The following is a 16214-nucleotide window of genomic DNA, read 5'->3' as shown; positions in this document are numbered from 1 at the left end:
CCCGCCACACGAAGGAGCACATGACATGAAGGTCGTCATCCTCGCCGGCGGCTCCGGCACGCGGGCCTACCCGTATACCGAATACCTGCCGAAGCCGATGATGCCGGTCGGCGGCAAGCCGATCCTGCTGCGCGTGATGGATATCTATGCGCGCCAGGGCATCACCGAATTCGTCATCTCGGTCGGCCATCGCAAGGAGATCATCCTCGACTATTTCGATGGCCGCGACTTCGGCTGGAAGGTGGACCTGGTGGATACCGGCGCGCAGACCGACACCGGCGGGCGCATCCATGGCTGCCGGCATCTGCTCGGCGACACCTTCATGGCGACCTATGCGGACGGGCTGTGCGACGTCGACTTGGGCAACCTGCTCGGCTTTCATCGCAAGATGGGCAAGCTCGCCACCATCACCTCGGTGCCGCTGCGGTCCCAGTACGGCACCATCGAGGCCGATGCCCACGGCGTCATCAACGACTTCCGCGAGAAGCCGGTGATGAAGGACCACTGGATCAACGCCGGGTATTTCGTCATGGACAAGCGCATCTTCGACCATTGGCACGGCGAGAACCTGGAGCGCGACGTGTTCCCCGGGCTGCTGCCGGGGCGCAACCTCGCCACCTTCCGGCATGACGGATTCTTCAAGTCGATGGACACCTACAAGGACCAACAGGAAATCGAGGCGATGTACAGCGAGGGGCGCACGCCCTGGGTCCGCACCGCGCAGGCTGCCTGAAGGGGATACGGATTCACATGACCGGAACTGCCGGCTTCTGGGCCGACAAGCGCGTATTCGTCACGGGATCCTCGGGCTTCCTCGGGTCCTGGACGGTGAAGGAACTCAATCGCCGCGGGGCGACCACCATCGGTTATGTGCGTGACCTCGGCCGGCACCTGTCGCGCCGCGACGACCCGGAGACCGAGCCGCATTTCACCGTGCATGGCGCGCTCGAGGACTACGAGACCATCCTGCGCGCCATCAACGAGCACGAGGCCGACACCGTCCTGCATCTTGGTGCCCAGCCCATCGTCGGCATCGCCAACCGCAACCCGCGCTCGACCTTCGAGGCGAATGTGCGCGGCACCTGGAACGTGCTCGATGCCTGCCGCGAACTTGGCGGGCGGGTGAAGCGCATCGTCGTCGCGTCGTCGGACAAGGCCTATGGCACCGCGCCGTCGCTGCCCTATGACGAAACGATGCCGCTGAACGGCCGGCATCCCTATGACGCGTCGAAATCCTGCACCGACATCATCGCGCAGACCTATGCCCATACCTACGGCCTGCCGGTCTGCGTGACGCGGGCGGGCAATTTCTATGGCGGGCGGGATCTCAACTTCAACCGCATCGTCCCCGGCGTGGTGCGCTGGGCGATCAACGGCGAACGTCCGATCCTGCGGTCCGACGGGTCGATGATCCGCGACTACATCTATGTGCGCGACGTGGTCTTCGCCTATCTCGCCTTGGCCGAGAAGATGGAAGACAAGGCGATCCACGGTCACGCCTTCAACTTCTCGACCGAACAGCCGATGTCGGTGGTGGCGCTGGTCAAGCACATCCTGGCCGCCGCCGGGCGCCCGGACCTTAATCCCATCATCCTGGGCGAGGCGACCAACGAGATCCCGGAGCAGCATCTATCCGCCACCAAGGCGCGTTCGATGCTGGGTTGGACACCGGCCTTCACGCTCGATGCCGCGCTGGACGAGACGGTCGCCTGGTACCGCGCCTGGCTCGCTGCCGCCGCCGAGGGCCAGCGCGCATGACCGACCCGGCCGGCACATCGCCGGCGCCTTCCGGCGGTCTGCTGCCGCCCGTCTCCCTGCACGAGATCGCCGAGATCCTGTTCCGGCGGATCTGGAGCGTGGTGGCGATCGTGGTGCTGTCGGTCACCTTCGCCTCGGTCTATGCGTTCGTGATCCGCGGCGATTTGTGGGTGGCCGAGGCCAAGCTTCTGGTCCGTCTCGGCCAGGAACAGGCCCCTCTGCCGACCATGCTGGCCGGCGGCCAGACGGTCGTTGCCACCACGCCGAGCCATGTGAACAGCGAGATGGAACTAATCCGGTCGCGCGACCTGATCGCCCGGCTGGTTGACCGCGTGGACATGACGCCACAGCCGCGCCCGGTGCCGACGTCCCTGTTCGGTCGGATCAAGGAAGCTGCTCGCAACGCGTATCATTATGTCCAGGACCAGTTCAGCGAATTGCTGATCGCCATTGGTGCGCGCACCCGCCTGACCCCGCGGGAGGCGGCGATCGAGGCGATCGCAGGGGCATTGCTGCTTGAGACGCAGGCCAACAGCAACGTGGTCGGCGCCCGCTTCTTCTGGCCGCAGCGTGGCGTTCCCGAAGCCATCCTGCGGGAATTGCTGAACCTGTATTTCGAGATGCGCGGCACGATGTTCCAGGGCACCCAGGCGGTCGCCTTCTTCACCGAGCGCCGTCGCGAAACCGCGCTGCGCCTTCAGGAACGCGAAGCCGCCCTGGCGAATTTCGAACGCGACAGGGGCCTGTTCAATCCGGACGAACAGCGCTCCACCCTGCACCGGCGTCTCGCCGAGGCGGATACCGCGGTGCAGGCCGCGACGCTGGAACTCGGCATGGCGCGCACCTCGCTCGAACAGCTTGAAGCCGCGCAGGCCGCCGGGGACGAGACGCTGGCGAGCGTCGCGCTGGCCGGCAACCCGCTGCAGCAGTCGCTGGCGACGGAACTGGCGACGCTCGGCGCGCGCAGCGCCGGGGCGCAGACCACGCTGAACCCGCAAGACGTCAATGTTCGCCGCCAGCGCGCCGAGATGGCATCGCTGTCGCGGCAATTCGCCGAGCAGGTGCGCGCCACCTTCACTCAGCGCCGGCAGTTGCTCGAGGCGCGCGAGCAGCAGCGCGCGGCGATCCTCGCGGAGCTCGAGCAGCTGCAGGCCGACCTGCCGCGCTGGTACGAGCTGCGCCGCGACGTCGATTCCACCCGCCGCGCCTATGAGTTCAACGACAACAAGCTGAACGACGCATTGTCCGTGGCAGCGCTGGAGGAAGCCCGCATCGGCAATGTCCAGATGGTGCAGCACCCAACCGAGAATGCGACGCCGGTGGGCGTGCGCAAGACGTCGCTGATCATGCTGTCGACGGCGGCGGGGCTGGTGCTCGCACTCGCCTGGGTGGCGTTGCGAACCTTCTTCGACCATCGCCTCTATGGCCGGAGCGATGTGGAGAAGCACCTCGGGCTGCGCGTCCTGGCCGTCGCGCCGCGCGTGCGGCGCCCGCAACCGGTCGCTTGAGCGATGCGCCACAGCCTGCGCCCCGAACTGGCTCGCGCGGCCGCAGCGCTCGCGCGCGCGGCCGAGGAAGGCGGCCTGCGCGCCTTGGCCGTCACCGCCGCCGCGCGGGGGGAGGGTGTGACGACCATCACCGCGCATCTCGCGCGCGAACTGGTCGAGGATCTCGGTCAACGCGTGCTGCTCGTCGATCTCTCGGCCGATGGCCAGGGATTGGAAGGGGTCCTCGCCGGCCTTGCGGAGCCGCCGCAGCGGCTGGCCGAGGCCGACGTCGCGACGGCTTCGGCGCGCTGGGTGCTGACCGGCCTGGCCATCGCTGCAGCGCGCGAATTGCGCCAGCGGCTCGATGCCCTGCTCGCGGCCGCTTCGGGCCGCTTCGACATCGTGCTGATCGACGCGCCGCCCGTGCCGGACGGGCTCGACGCCATGGTCGCCGCGCGTGCCTGTGGCCAGGCGCTGCTGGTGATCCGGGCGGGCAACCTGCCCTATGAGACCCTCGAACGGATGCGTGACGACCTGGTCGAGGCCAAGGTCGGCATTTTTGGCGCCATCCTGAACCAGCGGCGGGACGTCGTGCCCGGCTGGATCGACAGGTTGCTGCGATGACCGCGACACCGGATGTCAGCGTCGTCATCTCCTGCAGGAACCGCCAGGCGATGCTGTGGGACTGCTTCCTTGGCCTTGGCGAGCAGACCATGCCGCGCGACCGCTTCGAGGTCGTGCTGATGGACAATGTCTCCTCCGACAACCTTTCGGCCGTGGCCGAACGCGCGCGGCGGGACCTCGGCCTGACCGTGATCTTTACCCGGATGGACAGCGACCACGGTCCGGCCCCCGCGCGCAACCGCGGTGTCGAGATGGCACGCGCACCCGTCATTGCCTTCACCGACAGCGATTGTCGGCCGGAACCGGGTTGGCTCGAAGCCGGTCTGGCCCCCTTCGCTGATCCGTCGGTCGCGCTGGTAACCGGCCCCGTACTGCCGAAGGACGGCCAGCGCATCACCGTCACGTCCAAGCTGACCTTCATGGTCGAGACGGAACACCCGTCCTTCCCGAACGCCAACGCCTTCTATCGGCGCGACGTCTTTCTGGCCTTCGGTGGCTTCGACACGGCGCTGAGCTTTGACGACCCGTTCGGCCGGTCCACCGAATGCGCGGATACCGATCTCGCCTGGCGCATCATCAAGTCCGGCCATGCGCGCCGCTTCGTCCCCGAGGCGCGGATGCGCCATGAGATCGAGCAGCTTTCCGTCTTCAACTGGCTGATCGAGCCGACACGCGTCTTTCCGCTGCCGGAGCTGGTGCGTCGGCACCCCGAATTGCGCGCGGAATTGCTGACCTGGGGCGTGTTCTTCTACCCCTGGGGCACGGCGCGGGTGGCCGCCATCTTGGTGTGGCTGATGGCCTGCCTGTTCCAGCCCTGGCTGCTCCTGCTGGCACCCATTGGCCTGCTTGCCATCGCGCTGAAGCCCGGCCGCGCGCCGGCGGTGGGTGATCCCGGTCAGCGCCTTGGCAAGGCGGTCGGTGAGATACTGCGGCTCTTCGCCCTTTCCCTGTCGCTGGCCTATGGGAGCGTGCGGTTTCGCTCCCTGGTCCTCTGATCTTCTCCGGAGACGTTTCCCATGCCCCGCAAGACGCTTTCGGTCCTTGGCCTGCGCGCCAGCATCTTCGCCGATCGCGGTGAGCTTGGCCTTGAGGTCGCCGCCCGCCGCCCGCGCCGCGACGCGCCTGTGGCGCTCGAGGACATCCAGCCGCCGCCCGCACCACCCGTGCCGACCGGCGGCGGGGAGGAAGCCAAGGCGCTTGCTGCGCAGGTCGCCGAGCTGACCTGGTACCACACGCTCGAACTGCCGAATGGCATCGTGACGCCCGGCTATTTCGACCATCGTGACCTGCTGCCGCGCTACGGGCTGCCCGAACGCCTTGACGGGCTGCGCGTGCTGGATGTCGCGACCTTCGACGGCTACTGGGCCTTCGAGTTCGAACGCCGCGGGGCGGACGAAGTGGTTGCGCTCGACGTGCGCGAGAAGCGCGAGATCGACCTGCCACCGCGCACCCGCGCGGGGATGACCGAGGAGGAACTGTCCTTCGCCTTCGGCAAGGGTTTCGCGCTGGCGCACGCGGCGCTGGGCAGCAAGGTCCAGCCGCTGCACTGCAATGTCTATGACCTTTCGCCCGAACGGGCGGGCATGTTCGACCTGGTGCATGTCGGCGACCTGCTGCTGCATCTGCGCGACCCAGTCGGCGCGCTGACCGCCATCCGCAGCGTGTGCCGCGGCCAGGCGATCATCTCGGATGTCATCTTTCCCGATCTCGATCGCGGCAATCGCGGCGTGCCGCTGGTGCAGTACCAGGGTGGTCGCGGCCAGAACATCTGGTGGCGCCTGGGATCCGAGGCGCTGCGCGCGATGATCGAGGATGCCGGCTTCGAACGCGTGGAGGAGACCGCCCGGTTCAAATACGGCCAGCGCGGCATGCCGCCGTCGATCTGGCATGCGGTGTATCGCGCCGGCGTGTGACGGCACGCTACCCTGCTTGACGCCGCGCGGACCGGACCATGCGCCTCGCCATCACCCATGCCACCTGCTGGCCCGAGATCCGGCGCGGTTCCGAACGCATGCTCGCCGACATGGGCCGCGTGATGGCCGCGCGCGGGCACGACGTCACCATCATCTCGACCACGCCGGGCCTGCCGGGCGGCGGCGAGGAGCAGCGCGGCGCGGTGCGCCACCTGTTCCTGCCACGGCGCGACCCGCCGGCGCTGCTGGCGCGCACCCGGCAATTGACGCTGCATCACCTGTTCGCCTGGGAGGTACGGCGGGCATTGCTGCGCGGCGCCTATGACAGCGTCTTCTGCCTGGGCTGGCACGATGCCGCCGGCGCGCTGGTGGCGCGCCGTGCCGGTGCACGCTTTCGCCTCGTGGTCGCCATGACCGGCATCCCGGTCCGGGCGTATTTCCGGCGCACGCCGCTCGACGGCCTGGCATATCGGCGCGTGCTGGCCGGCGCCGATGCCATGGTCACCGTCTCCCGCTTCGCCGCCGAGCGGATGCGCGCGGAATTCGGCCGGCAGGCAGAGATGCTGCCCTCGCCGGTCGATACGGCGCCTTTCGCGGCGCAACCCGAGCCGACGCCGGACGGCGTCACCCGCATCCTGTTCGTCGGCGACGCCGAGGAACCGCGCAAGGGTGCGCTGCCCCTGGCGCGCGCCTATGCCATCGCGCGGACGCGGCTGGGTCCTGACGCGCGGCTCGAATTCTCCGGCCGGATGGCGGAGGCGACGCGCGCGGCCATCCTTGATGCGTTGCCCGAGGCATTGCGCGCCGAGGCAACCTTCCATGGCGTGGGCGCGGTGGACGACCTGCCCCGCTTGCTGGCGCGAGCGAGCGTGGTGGCCAATCCGGCGGTCTGGGAAGCGCTCGGCATGGTGTTGATCGAGGCGCTGGCCTCCGGCACGCCGGTGGTTGGCTGTGCCCATGCCGGGACGCTCGACATCATCGACGACCCGCGCATCGGCACGCTGTTCGACCCCGGTGCCTTTCGCCACGTCGCGGCCAATGATGCAGGCCTTGCCGAGGCGCTGGTGCGCACGGCGGGCCTCGCCGCCCTGCCCGGGACCGCTGCGCTGTGCCGGGCGCGGGCGGCGGCCTTCTCCTGGGACGCGCTCGCCCCGCGCTATGAAGCGTTGTTGCAGCCGGAAGGGGCAGGCATGGGGGGCGCAGTGCGCTAAGCATGACCATGGTCCGAAACCGATTCGCGGTCGCAAGGGCGTGGCGCCTCGCCGGGACGATGCTGGTGGTGCTGCTGGCCGCCTGCGTGCCGCGCAGCTTCGATCGTGCGCTGGGGGAGGAGCCGGTCTATTTCGACCAGGCCACGCCTGAACAGCGGGACGCGGCAGCGCGCATGGTCGGCGATGGGCTGCTGCGCGGCAGCGGCACCTATCGCCTGCAACCCGGCGACCGCGTCGAGGTCTTCTACCACACCAACAACCAGCGCCTGCGGCCCTACCGGATCGGCATCGGCGACGAGTTGGAACTGGATTTCGACTTCAACCGCGACCTCAACCGCCAGATGGTGGTGCGGCCGGACGGCATGATCTCGCTGCCCGGCAAGGGCGAGATTCGTGCGCTCGGGCAGACGCCGGCGGAACTGTCGGCAGAGGTCGCGCGACGCTTCAGCGATGTGGCGCGCACGCCGGTCGTCACCGTCATCGTCCGCCGTTTCACCACGCCGGCCGAGGACCTCGCCGAGGTGGTGCGCAACGGTGCGGATGGACGCGCGCGCACCGCGCTGGTGCGCCCCGATGGCGTGATCGACCTGCCGCTCGCGCAGGGCATCCAGGCGGCGGGGATGACGCTCGACGAACTGCGCGCGACGCTCAATGCCCGCTACGCGCGGGAGGTTGGCGGGGTGACGGTGACGGCGCGGCTGACCCAGATCGGCGCCAACCAGATCTTCGTCTTCGGCGAGGTGCGCCAGGCTGGCGCCATTCCGGCACCATCGCCGCGCACGCTGCTGCAACTGGTCGCCGCCGCCGGCGGGCCGATGCCCACCGGGGCGATGGACCAGGTGCGGGTGCTGTATTTCGACGCGGTCGGGCGGCCGCGCGTGCGGCAGGTGAACCTCGAACGCGTGCTGAACGACCTCGCGATCGAGGAGGACATGGTGGTCCCGCCGAACGCGACGGTGTGGATCCCGCCGACCGATGTCGCTCGCGTCGGGCGTTTCGTGGACCAGGTCATCCGCCAGATCTTCCTGTTCAACGGTACGTCGATCTCGTTCAACTACGGCAACAGCTTCCGCTTCCCGAACTGAGCCGCCGACGGCGCGCGCCCCATGCCAGGGAACGCGCCGTGATGGTCAGGACCGCCGGCATCCCCGTGGATCCGCGGCGACGTCGCTGCCTGCGGCCGATGCCCATCGGCCGGGCCGCCGGTCACAACAGATGCCGGTCCAGGAACAGGGCGATCTCGCGGAAGGCTTCCGTCGTTTCCGGCACGCCGGGGCTGATGAACTGGGCGTGGCTTTGCCCTTCGAACACCTGGAGTTCCGCCACAACGCCCGCCTGACGCAATTTGCGGTGCACGCGGACCGTGTCGCTCAGCAGCAGGTCGCGCGTGCCCGACGTCAGGATGGCCGGCGGGAAACCGGTGAAATCCCCGTGGATGGGGGAGATCAGCGGGTCCGCCAGGTTCCGCCCGCCGGCATAAAGCCGCGCCGCACCGGCAAGCCAGCCCGACCCGCTGACCAGCACATTGTCCACGAAGGCATTGGCCTGCAGCGAATCCCCCGCGCCGGCCAGGTCGCACCACGGCGTGCCTGGGGCGATGGCGCCCGGCAGCGGCAGGTCTTCCTGCCGCGCCCGCAGCAGCGTCGCCAGCGTCAGCCCGCCGCCGGCCGAACTGCCGAAGATGGCCATGCGGCGCCGGTCCCGCTGGCCCAGCAGCGCCCGCCATACCGCGCTCGCATCGTTCAACGCGGCCGGAAAGGGGTGGTCGGGGGGCATGCGGTAGTCGACCGACACGCAGCGGAAGCCGCCATGGCTGGCCATCAGCATCGCCTCGCCGGCGCCGACCTCGCCGGGGAACAGGACATAGCCACCGCCATGGAGATGCAGCAGCAGGCGGTCGCGATTGGCCGGCGGCAAGATATCGGGCGTGATGACGAAGACCGGCACGCCGGCGATGCTGGACCGTTCCACCTGCACGCGCAGCGCGGCGCGAAGGGCGGGCAAATGCGGCGCCATGGCGGCGGAACTGGCCGTCTGAAGGGCGCGCCAGCCCGCCGCATCGACGGGCACCGTGTCCCAGCCGGGCGGGTAGGGGGCGCCGATAAGCGCCTGCAGGGCCGGGCTGACGGTACCGGGCACCGGCAATGGTCGGGCGGGGATCGATCGCGCGGCCTCGACCGGCACCGCCGCTTCGCGCGCACGCGCCAGCGCCGGGACGGCGAGGGCCACGGTCAGGACGAGGCGACGACGCAACAGGGGCATGGCGGCGGGGATTCTCCGACGGGTTCGCCGAGCCATTCCAGCATCGCGGGGCGGGTCCGTCGCCCCCTGGCCTTTCCATGACCGCCGTCCCGTTGCATGGATGGGGCAATCCCTGACGGAAACGGACCCTGCGATGCGCGATTTCCACCTGCCCGGCCGCTCGGCCGCCTATGGCACCAATGGCATGGCCGCGACCTCCATGCCGCAGGCGACGCTGGCCGCGCTCGACATCCTGCGGGCCGGGGGCAATGCGATGGATGCCGCCATCGCCGCCTGCGCGGTGCAATGCGTGATCGAACCGGCCTCGACCGGCATCGGCGGCGACAATTTCTGCCTGTATGTGCCGGCCGGCTCGTCGAAGGTGATCGCGCTGAACGGGTCCGGCCGCGCGCCGGGGGCGGCGACGCCGGACGCCCTGCGCGCCGCGGGGCTGACCGCCATGGTCAATACCTCGGCCCATTCCGTGACCGTCCCCGGCGCCATCAGCGCCTGGGAATTGCTGAACAGGACGCATGGCAGGCTCGGCCTGGACCGCATCCTGCAGGCGGCGATCGGCTATGCCGAGGAAGGCTTCGCCGTCTCCCCGCGTGTCGCCTCGGATTGGGAAGGCTCGGTCGGCAAGCTGATGAAGCACCCGGCCTCGGCGCGGCGGTTCCTGCGTGATGGCGAGGCGCCGTCCCTGGGCAGCCGCTTCACCCAGCCGGAACTGGGCAAGACGCTCCGTGCCATCGCCGCGAAGGGCAAGAAGGCCTTCTATGAGGGCGAGGTCGCGGCCGACATCGTCGCCACGCTGCGCGCCGCCGGGGGCCTGCACACCGAGGAGGACTTCGCCCGCGGTGCCGATGTCGCCGAGTTCGTCGAGCCGATCTCGATCAAGTGGCGCGATGTCGAGGTGTTCCAGTGCCCGCCGAACGGGTCCGGGATGCATGTGCTCCAGATCCTCGGCATGATCGGCAGGATGGCCACGCCGGAACAGGGGCCGCTGTCGGCAGAACGTTTCCACCGCCATATCGAGGCGGCGCGGCTGGTCTATCGCGACCGCGACGCCTTCCTTGCCGATCCGTCGATGGTCGATGTGCCGGTCGAGAAGTTGATCTCCGACGAATACCTTGGCCGCCTGGCGAAGCTGATCAGCGATGAGCGCGCCATGGCCGAACTGCCGCCGGCCGGCGAGAGCGACTTCGCCAAGCACAAGGACACCGTCTACCTCTGCGTGGTGGACAAGGACGGCAATGCCTGTTCGTTCATCAATTCGCTGTTCGAGGGCTTCGGGTCGGGCATCCTGGCCGAGAAGTCCGGCGTGATGCTGCAGAATCGCGGCTTCGGCTTCCGCATCCAGGATGGCCACCCGAACTGCATCGCGCCGAACAAGCGGCCGCTGCACACCATCATCCCCGGCATGGTCATGAAGAATGGCCAGGCGATCATGCCCTATGGCGTGATGGGCGGGCGGTTCCAGCCGACCGGGCAGACGCTGTTCCTGGCCAATCACTTCGAGTTCGGCATGGATGTGCAGGCGGCGATCGACTTCCCCCGCCTGATGCCCGAGGCCGGCAAGGTGCAGGTGGAGCGTGGGATCCCGGGGCAGGTCATCGATCGGCTGAACCGGCTGGGCCACGACTGCACGCTGGTGGACAAGCCGCATGGCGGTGGCCAGGCGATCTTCATCGACCGCGAGCGCGGTTGCCTGGTGGGCGGGTCGGACCCGCGCAAGGATGGCTGTGCACTGGGCTACTGAGCCTGGCTTGGCGGCGCGCCGGAAGGGGGCGCCGCTGCGTATGACCGGACACGGCCCGTAGCCCGAGGCGGCCGCTCTCGATCGGCGCAGTCGAGACACGCGCGGTCGTGACGGCGAGGATCGGGCGCGCCCACGGGCTGCTGACGCCCACCGTCTCGCTTCGCCGAGGGGGACGCTCACTGCGCCGGCCTGGTTGCCGCCGACGCCGCAGCCTTCGGCGGCAGCGATGGCGACCCCGCGCGCCCGGCATCGCGCAGTGCAAGGCTTCGTCGACCCGGATTGCCGTCGCGGCGGCGAGGGAGGATGGTGCGCGCCACGGCGACCGCGACAGCACCTCCGCCTGTTTCGACCGGGCAATGCTGGATCTCTACGGGAAGGAACTCACGTCATGACCGAACCCTGCGACCTCACCGCACTTGAGGCGCGCCGCCTGATCGGGCGCAAGGCGCTCTCCCCGGTCGAACTGCTGGACTCCTGCCTCAAGCGCATCGGCGCGGTGAACCATGCCGTCAACGCCATGGTCGCGATCGACGAATCCGCTGCTCGTGCCGGCGCGCGTGCGGCCGAGGACGCGGTGATGCAGGGCGGCCCGCTCGGCCTGCTGCATGGGCTGCCGGTCGGCATCAAGGACCTCGAGGAGGTGAAGGGGCTTCGCACCACCTATGGCAGCCCGATCTTCAGGGACTTCGTGCCGGAGGCCGATTGCGACATGGTCGCCAACCTGCGCGACGAAGGCGCGGTGGTGATCGGCAAGACCAACACGCCGGAATTCGGCGCCGGGGCGAACACGCGCAACGCCGTCTATGGCGTGACGGGCAATCCGTTTGACCCGACCAAATCCGCCGCCGGGTCCTCCGGCGGGTCGGGCGTCGCGCTGGCTTGCGGCATGGCGCCGATCTGCTCGGGGTCCGACACTGGCGGTTCGCTGCGCAATCCGGCGGCGTTCAACGGGATTGTCGGCTACCGCCCCTCGCCGGGGCTGGTGCCGTCGGAGAAGCGTGGCCATGGCTGGTCAGGGCTGCCGGTGCTCGGGCCGATGGCGCGCAATGTGCCGGATGCGGCGCTGATGCTGGCCGCCATGGCGTCGGACGATGCCATGGACCCGCTTGCCTACACCCTGCCTGAAGGGCCGGTGCGCGGCGTGCCGGAAGCCTTTTTCCCGATGCAGCCAATCGACCTCGCGTCGCTGCGGCTGGCAATCAGCGTCGATTTCGGCCAGGCGCCGGTGGAGAAACTGGTGCGCGAGGCCTTCGCCATCCGCGCCAAGGCGATCGCCCCGCTGTTCGGCGCCGCCGAGGAAGCCGACCCCGATTGCCGCGGTGGCGACGAGGCTTTCGAGGTGCTGCGCGCCATGGGCTTCCTGACCGCCCACGCGCAGAAGGTGCGCGAGCGGCCGCAGGATGTCGGCCCCAATGTGCGGGCCAATGTCGAGGAAGGGCTGCGATACAGCCTGGAGGACGGGTCGAAGGCGGCGGCGGCTCAGACCCGCATGTATCGCGCCTGGCAGCATTTCTTCGCCCACCACGACGTTCTGATCACGCCGGCGATCACGCTGTCGCCGCGCCCGTGGAAGGAGTTGTATCCGGCCGAGATCGACGGCAAGCCGACGCGCACCTACTACCATTGGCTCGCCTGCGCCTATTACGTGACGCTGTGCGGTCATCCGGCGATTTCGCTGCCGATGGGCGTGGACCGGCTCGGCATGCCGTTCGGATTGCAGATCGTCGGGCCGCGCGGGGGTGATGCGCTGGTGCTGCGCGTGGCGGCGGCGATCGAGGAAGCCTTCGCCGCCGATTCGCTGTTGCGCCGGCCAGTGCCGGACCTCGCCGTGCTGGCTGCCGCGAAGCCGGTGACTGAGATGCCCGGCGCGGTCGGTTGGGACTGAACCCGCTTCACCAGCGGCGGTAGTAGCCCTGGTTGCGGTCGGCATAGCGTGGATAGCCGCGGTAGCGGCGCTGGCTGTAGCCATAGTCGCTGTTGTTGCTGCTGTTGGCGGCGACCGCCACCAGCCCGACCAAGGCGGCCGCGCCGATGCCGAGCGCGGCCGTGCTGCCCCAGTCGGTCTGCCCGTCAGGGGTCTGGCAGGCGCCGAGCGCGAGGCTGGCGGAGAGGGCGAAGGCGGGGAGCAGGCGCATAATCGGTAACCTCCTGGCCTGAGCATCCTGGAGGTCACGGGTGTCGGTCCGCAGGCGAAAGGAAGGCCGCGCCGCGACGTCATTGCGGCGGCGGCGCCACGATTGGCGCCGCGTCGGCCTTCAGGGACGCGTCGTGTAGCCCCCGCGCGGCGCGTCGGTGCGCGGTTGCGAGACCCCCGCGCCGGCCATGCCGACCGATCCGCCGACACCGATGGTCAGTGATCCCGGGCGGGCGGCGTCAGGGGTGGTGGTGGCGTCTTGGCAACCTGTCAGGACTGCCGCGGCGACCAGGCAGGTGGCGAACAGCCCACGCATCTCAGCCGCGCTGGCCGGAAAACGCGTTGAAGGTCTGCAGCGTATAGGTGTCCTTCACGCCGGGGACGGTCTGCACTGTCTCGACCACGAACTGGCCGATATCGCGGTCGGCATCGAGGTAGAATTTCCCGAGCAGGTCGTACTGGCCGGAGATGGAATGCATCTCCGACAATTCCTCGATGGTGTCGGCCATGTCGCGGGCGACGCGGTAGGCTTGGCCCATGTCGCATTTGATCATCACGAAGATCGCACGCATCGGCGATTGCATCCTTCTCGCGCAGCTTTCGGGGCCTTGATAACACCCATGGATGCGGCGGCCCAACCGATGGTGCCGAGGTCCGGTGTTTTGCTTCCCGGATCCTGCGATCGCCGAGCCCCAGCCACCTGGCGCCCGTGGTCATCCCGACCCGGCGCCGGGCCGTCCGGGCGTTCGGCTTCATCGGCTACGACCTGATCGCAGAGGCCATCTTGCCATGGTCAGCGAACGCCGTGGCCATGATGCCCGGAATAAGGATGCCCGTGCTTCCCGGCCTTTGGCCGGATGGTTCCGGGCGCCATGATCTTCCGAAGTCATGGCTGACCCCTCCGCGAGCGCTTCCGCCCACCGATTGGGCATCCTGTCGCGCCTATCGGAGTCGGCCTCCGCGCCGGGCGCGGCACGGCGGTTGCTTGTTGTTTACGCATGACAACCATCACCCAGGCGCCCGACCGCGGCGGACCCGCCCAGCCCCTCCTCAGCGTGACGGGGCTCGTGAAGCATTTCCCGATCCGTGGCGGGTTGCTCGGCCGCCAGGTTGCGGAGGTGCGTGCGGTGGATGGCGTGGACCTGACCATCCTCAAGGGCGAGACCTTGGGGATCGTCGGTGAATCGGGTTGCGGCAAATCCACCACCGCGCGGCTTTTGATGCGGCTGATGGATGCCGATCGCGGCGAGATGATCTTCGACGGCGAGACGGTCGGCGGCAATGACGAGACCGGCGGCGTACCGCTGCGCGACTACCGCCGCCAGGTTCAGATGGTGTTCCAGGATTCCTACGCCTCGCTGAACCCGCGCCTGACCATCGAGGAGACCATCGCCTTCGCGCCAAAGGTCCACGGGATCGGCACGGCCGAGGCGCGGGAACGGGCGCATGAACTGCTCGCCGCGGTCGGCCTCGCGCCGGGGCAGTTCGCGCAGCGCTACCCGCATGAATTGTCGGGCGGCCAGCGTCAGCGCATCAACATCGCCCGCGCGCTGGCGTTGCAGCCGAGGCTGGTGATCCTGGATGAGCCGGTCTCCGCACTCGACAAATCGGTTGAGGCACAGGTGCTGAACCTGCTGATGGACCTGAAGGAGAAGTTCGGCCTCACCTACGCCTTCATCAGCCACGACCTGAACGTGGTGCAATACATCTCCGACCGCGTGCTGGTGATGTATCTCGGCAAGGTCGCCGAACAGGGGCCGGTCGGCGAGATCTACGAACGGCCGGCGCATCCGTACACCCGGGCGCTGCTGGCCTCCCGTCCCTCGATGGATCCGTCGAAGCGGCGCACCGAACCGCCGCTGACCGGCGACCCGCCCAATCCGGTCAACCCGCCCTCCGGCTGTCGATTCCGCACGCGCTGCCCGATGGCCGAGGCGATCTGCGCCGAGCGCGAGCCGGCTGCGGCGACGCTGTCCCCGGGGCATGAAGCCGCCTGCCATGCGGCGATGCCCGGATCCGGGCATTCCCTGGCTGGGAGGATGGCAGCTTGAGCGCGGCGCTGAAGTTGGACGCGGCCCGCCCGCTGGTGCGCGCCCGCGACCTGACCGTGCGCTTCGTCAATCGCGACGCGACGGTGCATGCGGTCAACGGCGTCGATCTTGACCTCGCGCAGGGGGAGGTGCTGTGCCTGCTGGGAGAATCAGGCTCGGGCAAGTCCGTGACGCTGCGCGCGCTGATGAAGTTGTTGCCGAAGCAGGCCAAGGTCGGCGGCAGCATCGAGGTCGCCGGCCGCGACGTGCAGGCGATGAGCGAGAGCCAGTTGTCGGAGTTCCGCGGCGGCGATGTCGCGATGATCTTCCAGGAGCCGATGACGGCGCTCGACCCGGTGTTCACCATCGGCGGGCAGATCGCCGAGGCGGTGCAGCGGCATGAGGGCGCCTCGCGCTCCGCGGCCGATGCGCGGGCGCTGGAATTGCTGGAACTGGTGCAGATCCCTTCGGCAAAGCGGCGCCTTGCCGCCTACCCTCATGAGTTGTCTGGCGGCTTGCGACAGCGCGCAATGATTGCGGTCGCCTTGGCTTGCAAGCCGAAACTGCTGCTGGCGGATGAGCCCACAACCGCTCTCGATGCCACGGTGCAGATCCAGGTGCTGCTGCTGCTGCGCGAATTGCAGGAGAAGCTTGGCATGGGTGTCATCTTCGTCACCCATGATCTTGGCGTGGCGGGGGAGATCGCCGACCGGATCGCCGTGATGTACGCCGGGCGCGTGGTCGAGGAAGGCCCCGTGGTGCCCTTCATGGCCCGCCCGATGCACCCCTATCCCCAGGGTTTGTTGGGGGCGACGGTCCATGGCGGTATGCGCGGCAAGCGGCTGACCACCATCCCCGGCGCACCGCCCAGCCTTGAAAAGGTGCCAACCGGCTGCGCCTTTGCCCCGCGCTGCGAGATCGCCGAGCCTACCTGCCTGGCCGAGGTGCCGCAGGCACGACCGATGGGGGGTGGACGCTCGGTCCGCTGCTTCAAGGTCGGCGACGCGTGAGGCGCCGCCCGACGGACGCTTGCCGAATGCTTGCCGCGACGTCATGT

15 protein-coding genes are annotated in these 16214 nt (G+C 69.0%); 12 read left to right on the top strand and 3 right to left on the bottom strand.

All coding sequences use genetic code 11. The features are described from left to right. The first annotated feature begins 25 nt into the window (after positions 1–25). From AAFN86_RS18020 to AAFN86_RS17985, 8 genes are read left to right on the top strand one after another with little or no spacing between them, the layout of a single operon-like run. Positions 26–733 (top strand): sugar phosphate nucleotidyltransferase, encoded by a 708-nt coding sequence (locus AAFN86_RS18020; protein WP_347544800.1) that lies wholly within the window; start codon positions 26–28, stop codon positions 731–733. A gap of 17 nt (positions 734–750) precedes the next feature. Further along, complete coding sequence (locus AAFN86_RS18015) at positions 751–1758, top strand: GDP-mannose 4,6-dehydratase (protein WP_347544799.1); 1008 nt, start codon at positions 751–753, stop codon at positions 1756–1758. After that, positions 1755–3266: a Wzz/FepE/Etk N-terminal domain-containing protein gene (locus tag AAFN86_RS18010; RefSeq protein ID WP_347544798.1), complete on the top strand. Its 1512-nt coding sequence runs from the start codon at positions 1755–1757 to the stop codon at positions 3264–3266. Before AAFN86_RS18015 ends, AAFN86_RS18010 begins: the two co-directional genes overlap by 4 nt. Positions 3267–3269: 3 nt before the next feature. Next, positions 3270–3869, top strand: coding sequence for a hypothetical protein (locus AAFN86_RS18005; RefSeq protein WP_347544797.1), 600 nt, complete (start codon positions 3270–3272; stop codon positions 3867–3869). Continuing rightward, a complete protein-coding gene (locus AAFN86_RS18000; RefSeq protein WP_347544796.1) occupies positions 3866–4864 on the top strand; it encodes a glycosyltransferase in 999 nt (332 codons plus the stop codon). Before AAFN86_RS18005 ends, AAFN86_RS18000 begins: the two co-directional genes overlap by 4 nt. 21 nt (positions 4865–4885) lie before the next feature. Beyond that, the gene (locus tag AAFN86_RS17995; RefSeq protein WP_347544795.1) at positions 4886–5782 is read left to right on the top strand and encodes a methyltransferase domain-containing protein; all 897 of its coding nucleotides are present in this window, start codon (positions 4886–4888) and stop codon (positions 5780–5782) included. Between the two features lie 38 nt (positions 5783–5820). Then, positions 5821–6993, top strand: coding sequence for a glycosyltransferase family 4 protein (locus AAFN86_RS17990; protein WP_347544794.1), 1173 nt, complete (start codon positions 5821–5823; stop codon positions 6991–6993). A gap of 2 nt (positions 6994–6995) precedes the next feature. Then, positions 6996–8078, top strand: a complete 1083-nt coding sequence (locus AAFN86_RS17985) for a polysaccharide biosynthesis/export family protein (RefSeq protein ID WP_347544792.1) — start codon at positions 6996–6998, stop codon at positions 8076–8078. Between the two features lie 121 nt (positions 8079–8199). Here the strand turns inward: AAFN86_RS17985 and AAFN86_RS17980 are convergent, their stop codons facing one another. Continuing rightward, positions 8200–9255 (bottom strand): alpha/beta hydrolase, encoded by a 1056-nt coding sequence (locus tag AAFN86_RS17980; protein WP_347544791.1) that lies wholly within the window; start codon positions 9253–9255, stop codon positions 8200–8202. 133 nt (positions 9256–9388) lie between these two features. Between AAFN86_RS17980 and ggt the strand changes: the two genes are divergently transcribed. Continuing rightward, positions 9389–10993, top strand: a complete 1605-nt coding sequence (ggt, locus tag AAFN86_RS17975) for a gamma-glutamyltransferase (protein ID WP_347544789.1) — start codon at positions 9389–9391, stop codon at positions 10991–10993. 388 nt (positions 10994–11381) lie between these two features. Further along, entirely contained in the window at positions 11382–12878 is a 1497-nt protein-coding gene (locus AAFN86_RS17970) for an amidase family protein (protein ID WP_347544787.1), read from the top strand. Between the two features lie 7 nt (positions 12879–12885). Here AAFN86_RS17970 and AAFN86_RS17965 read toward each other — a convergent pair whose 3' ends face one another. Both AAFN86_RS17965 and AAFN86_RS17960 read right to left on the bottom strand, forming a co-directional pair. Beyond that, on the bottom strand, positions 12886–13128 hold the full coding sequence (locus AAFN86_RS17965) for a hypothetical protein (RefSeq protein WP_347544786.1): 243 nt from the start codon (positions 13126–13128) through the stop codon (positions 12886–12888). A 316-nt stretch (positions 13129–13444) separates the two neighbouring features. Next, on the bottom strand, positions 13445–13699 hold the full coding sequence (locus AAFN86_RS17960) for an Lrp/AsnC ligand binding domain-containing protein (protein WP_347544784.1): 255 nt from the start codon (positions 13697–13699) through the stop codon (positions 13445–13447). A 426-nt stretch (positions 13700–14125) separates the two neighbouring features. Here AAFN86_RS17960 and AAFN86_RS17955 point away from each other — a divergent pair, with 426 nt between their 5' ends. Both AAFN86_RS17955 and AAFN86_RS17950 read left to right on the top strand, forming a co-directional pair. Then, entirely contained in the window at positions 14126–15178 is a 1053-nt protein-coding gene (locus AAFN86_RS17955) for an ABC transporter ATP-binding protein (protein ID WP_347544783.1), read from the top strand. Continuing rightward, positions 15175–16167, top strand: coding sequence for an ABC transporter ATP-binding protein (locus AAFN86_RS17950; RefSeq protein ID WP_347544781.1), 993 nt, complete (start codon positions 15175–15177; stop codon positions 16165–16167). Before AAFN86_RS17955 ends, AAFN86_RS17950 begins: the two co-directional genes overlap by 4 nt. Positions 16168–16214 lie beyond the last annotated feature (47 nt).

It is taken from the genome of Roseomonas sp. CAU 1739, from assembly GCF_039839775.1.
Taxonomy (GTDB): domain Bacteria; phylum Pseudomonadota; class Alphaproteobacteria; order Acetobacterales; family Acetobacteraceae; genus Neoroseomonas.
This window is presented reverse-complemented; position numbering and strand designations above follow the sequence as displayed.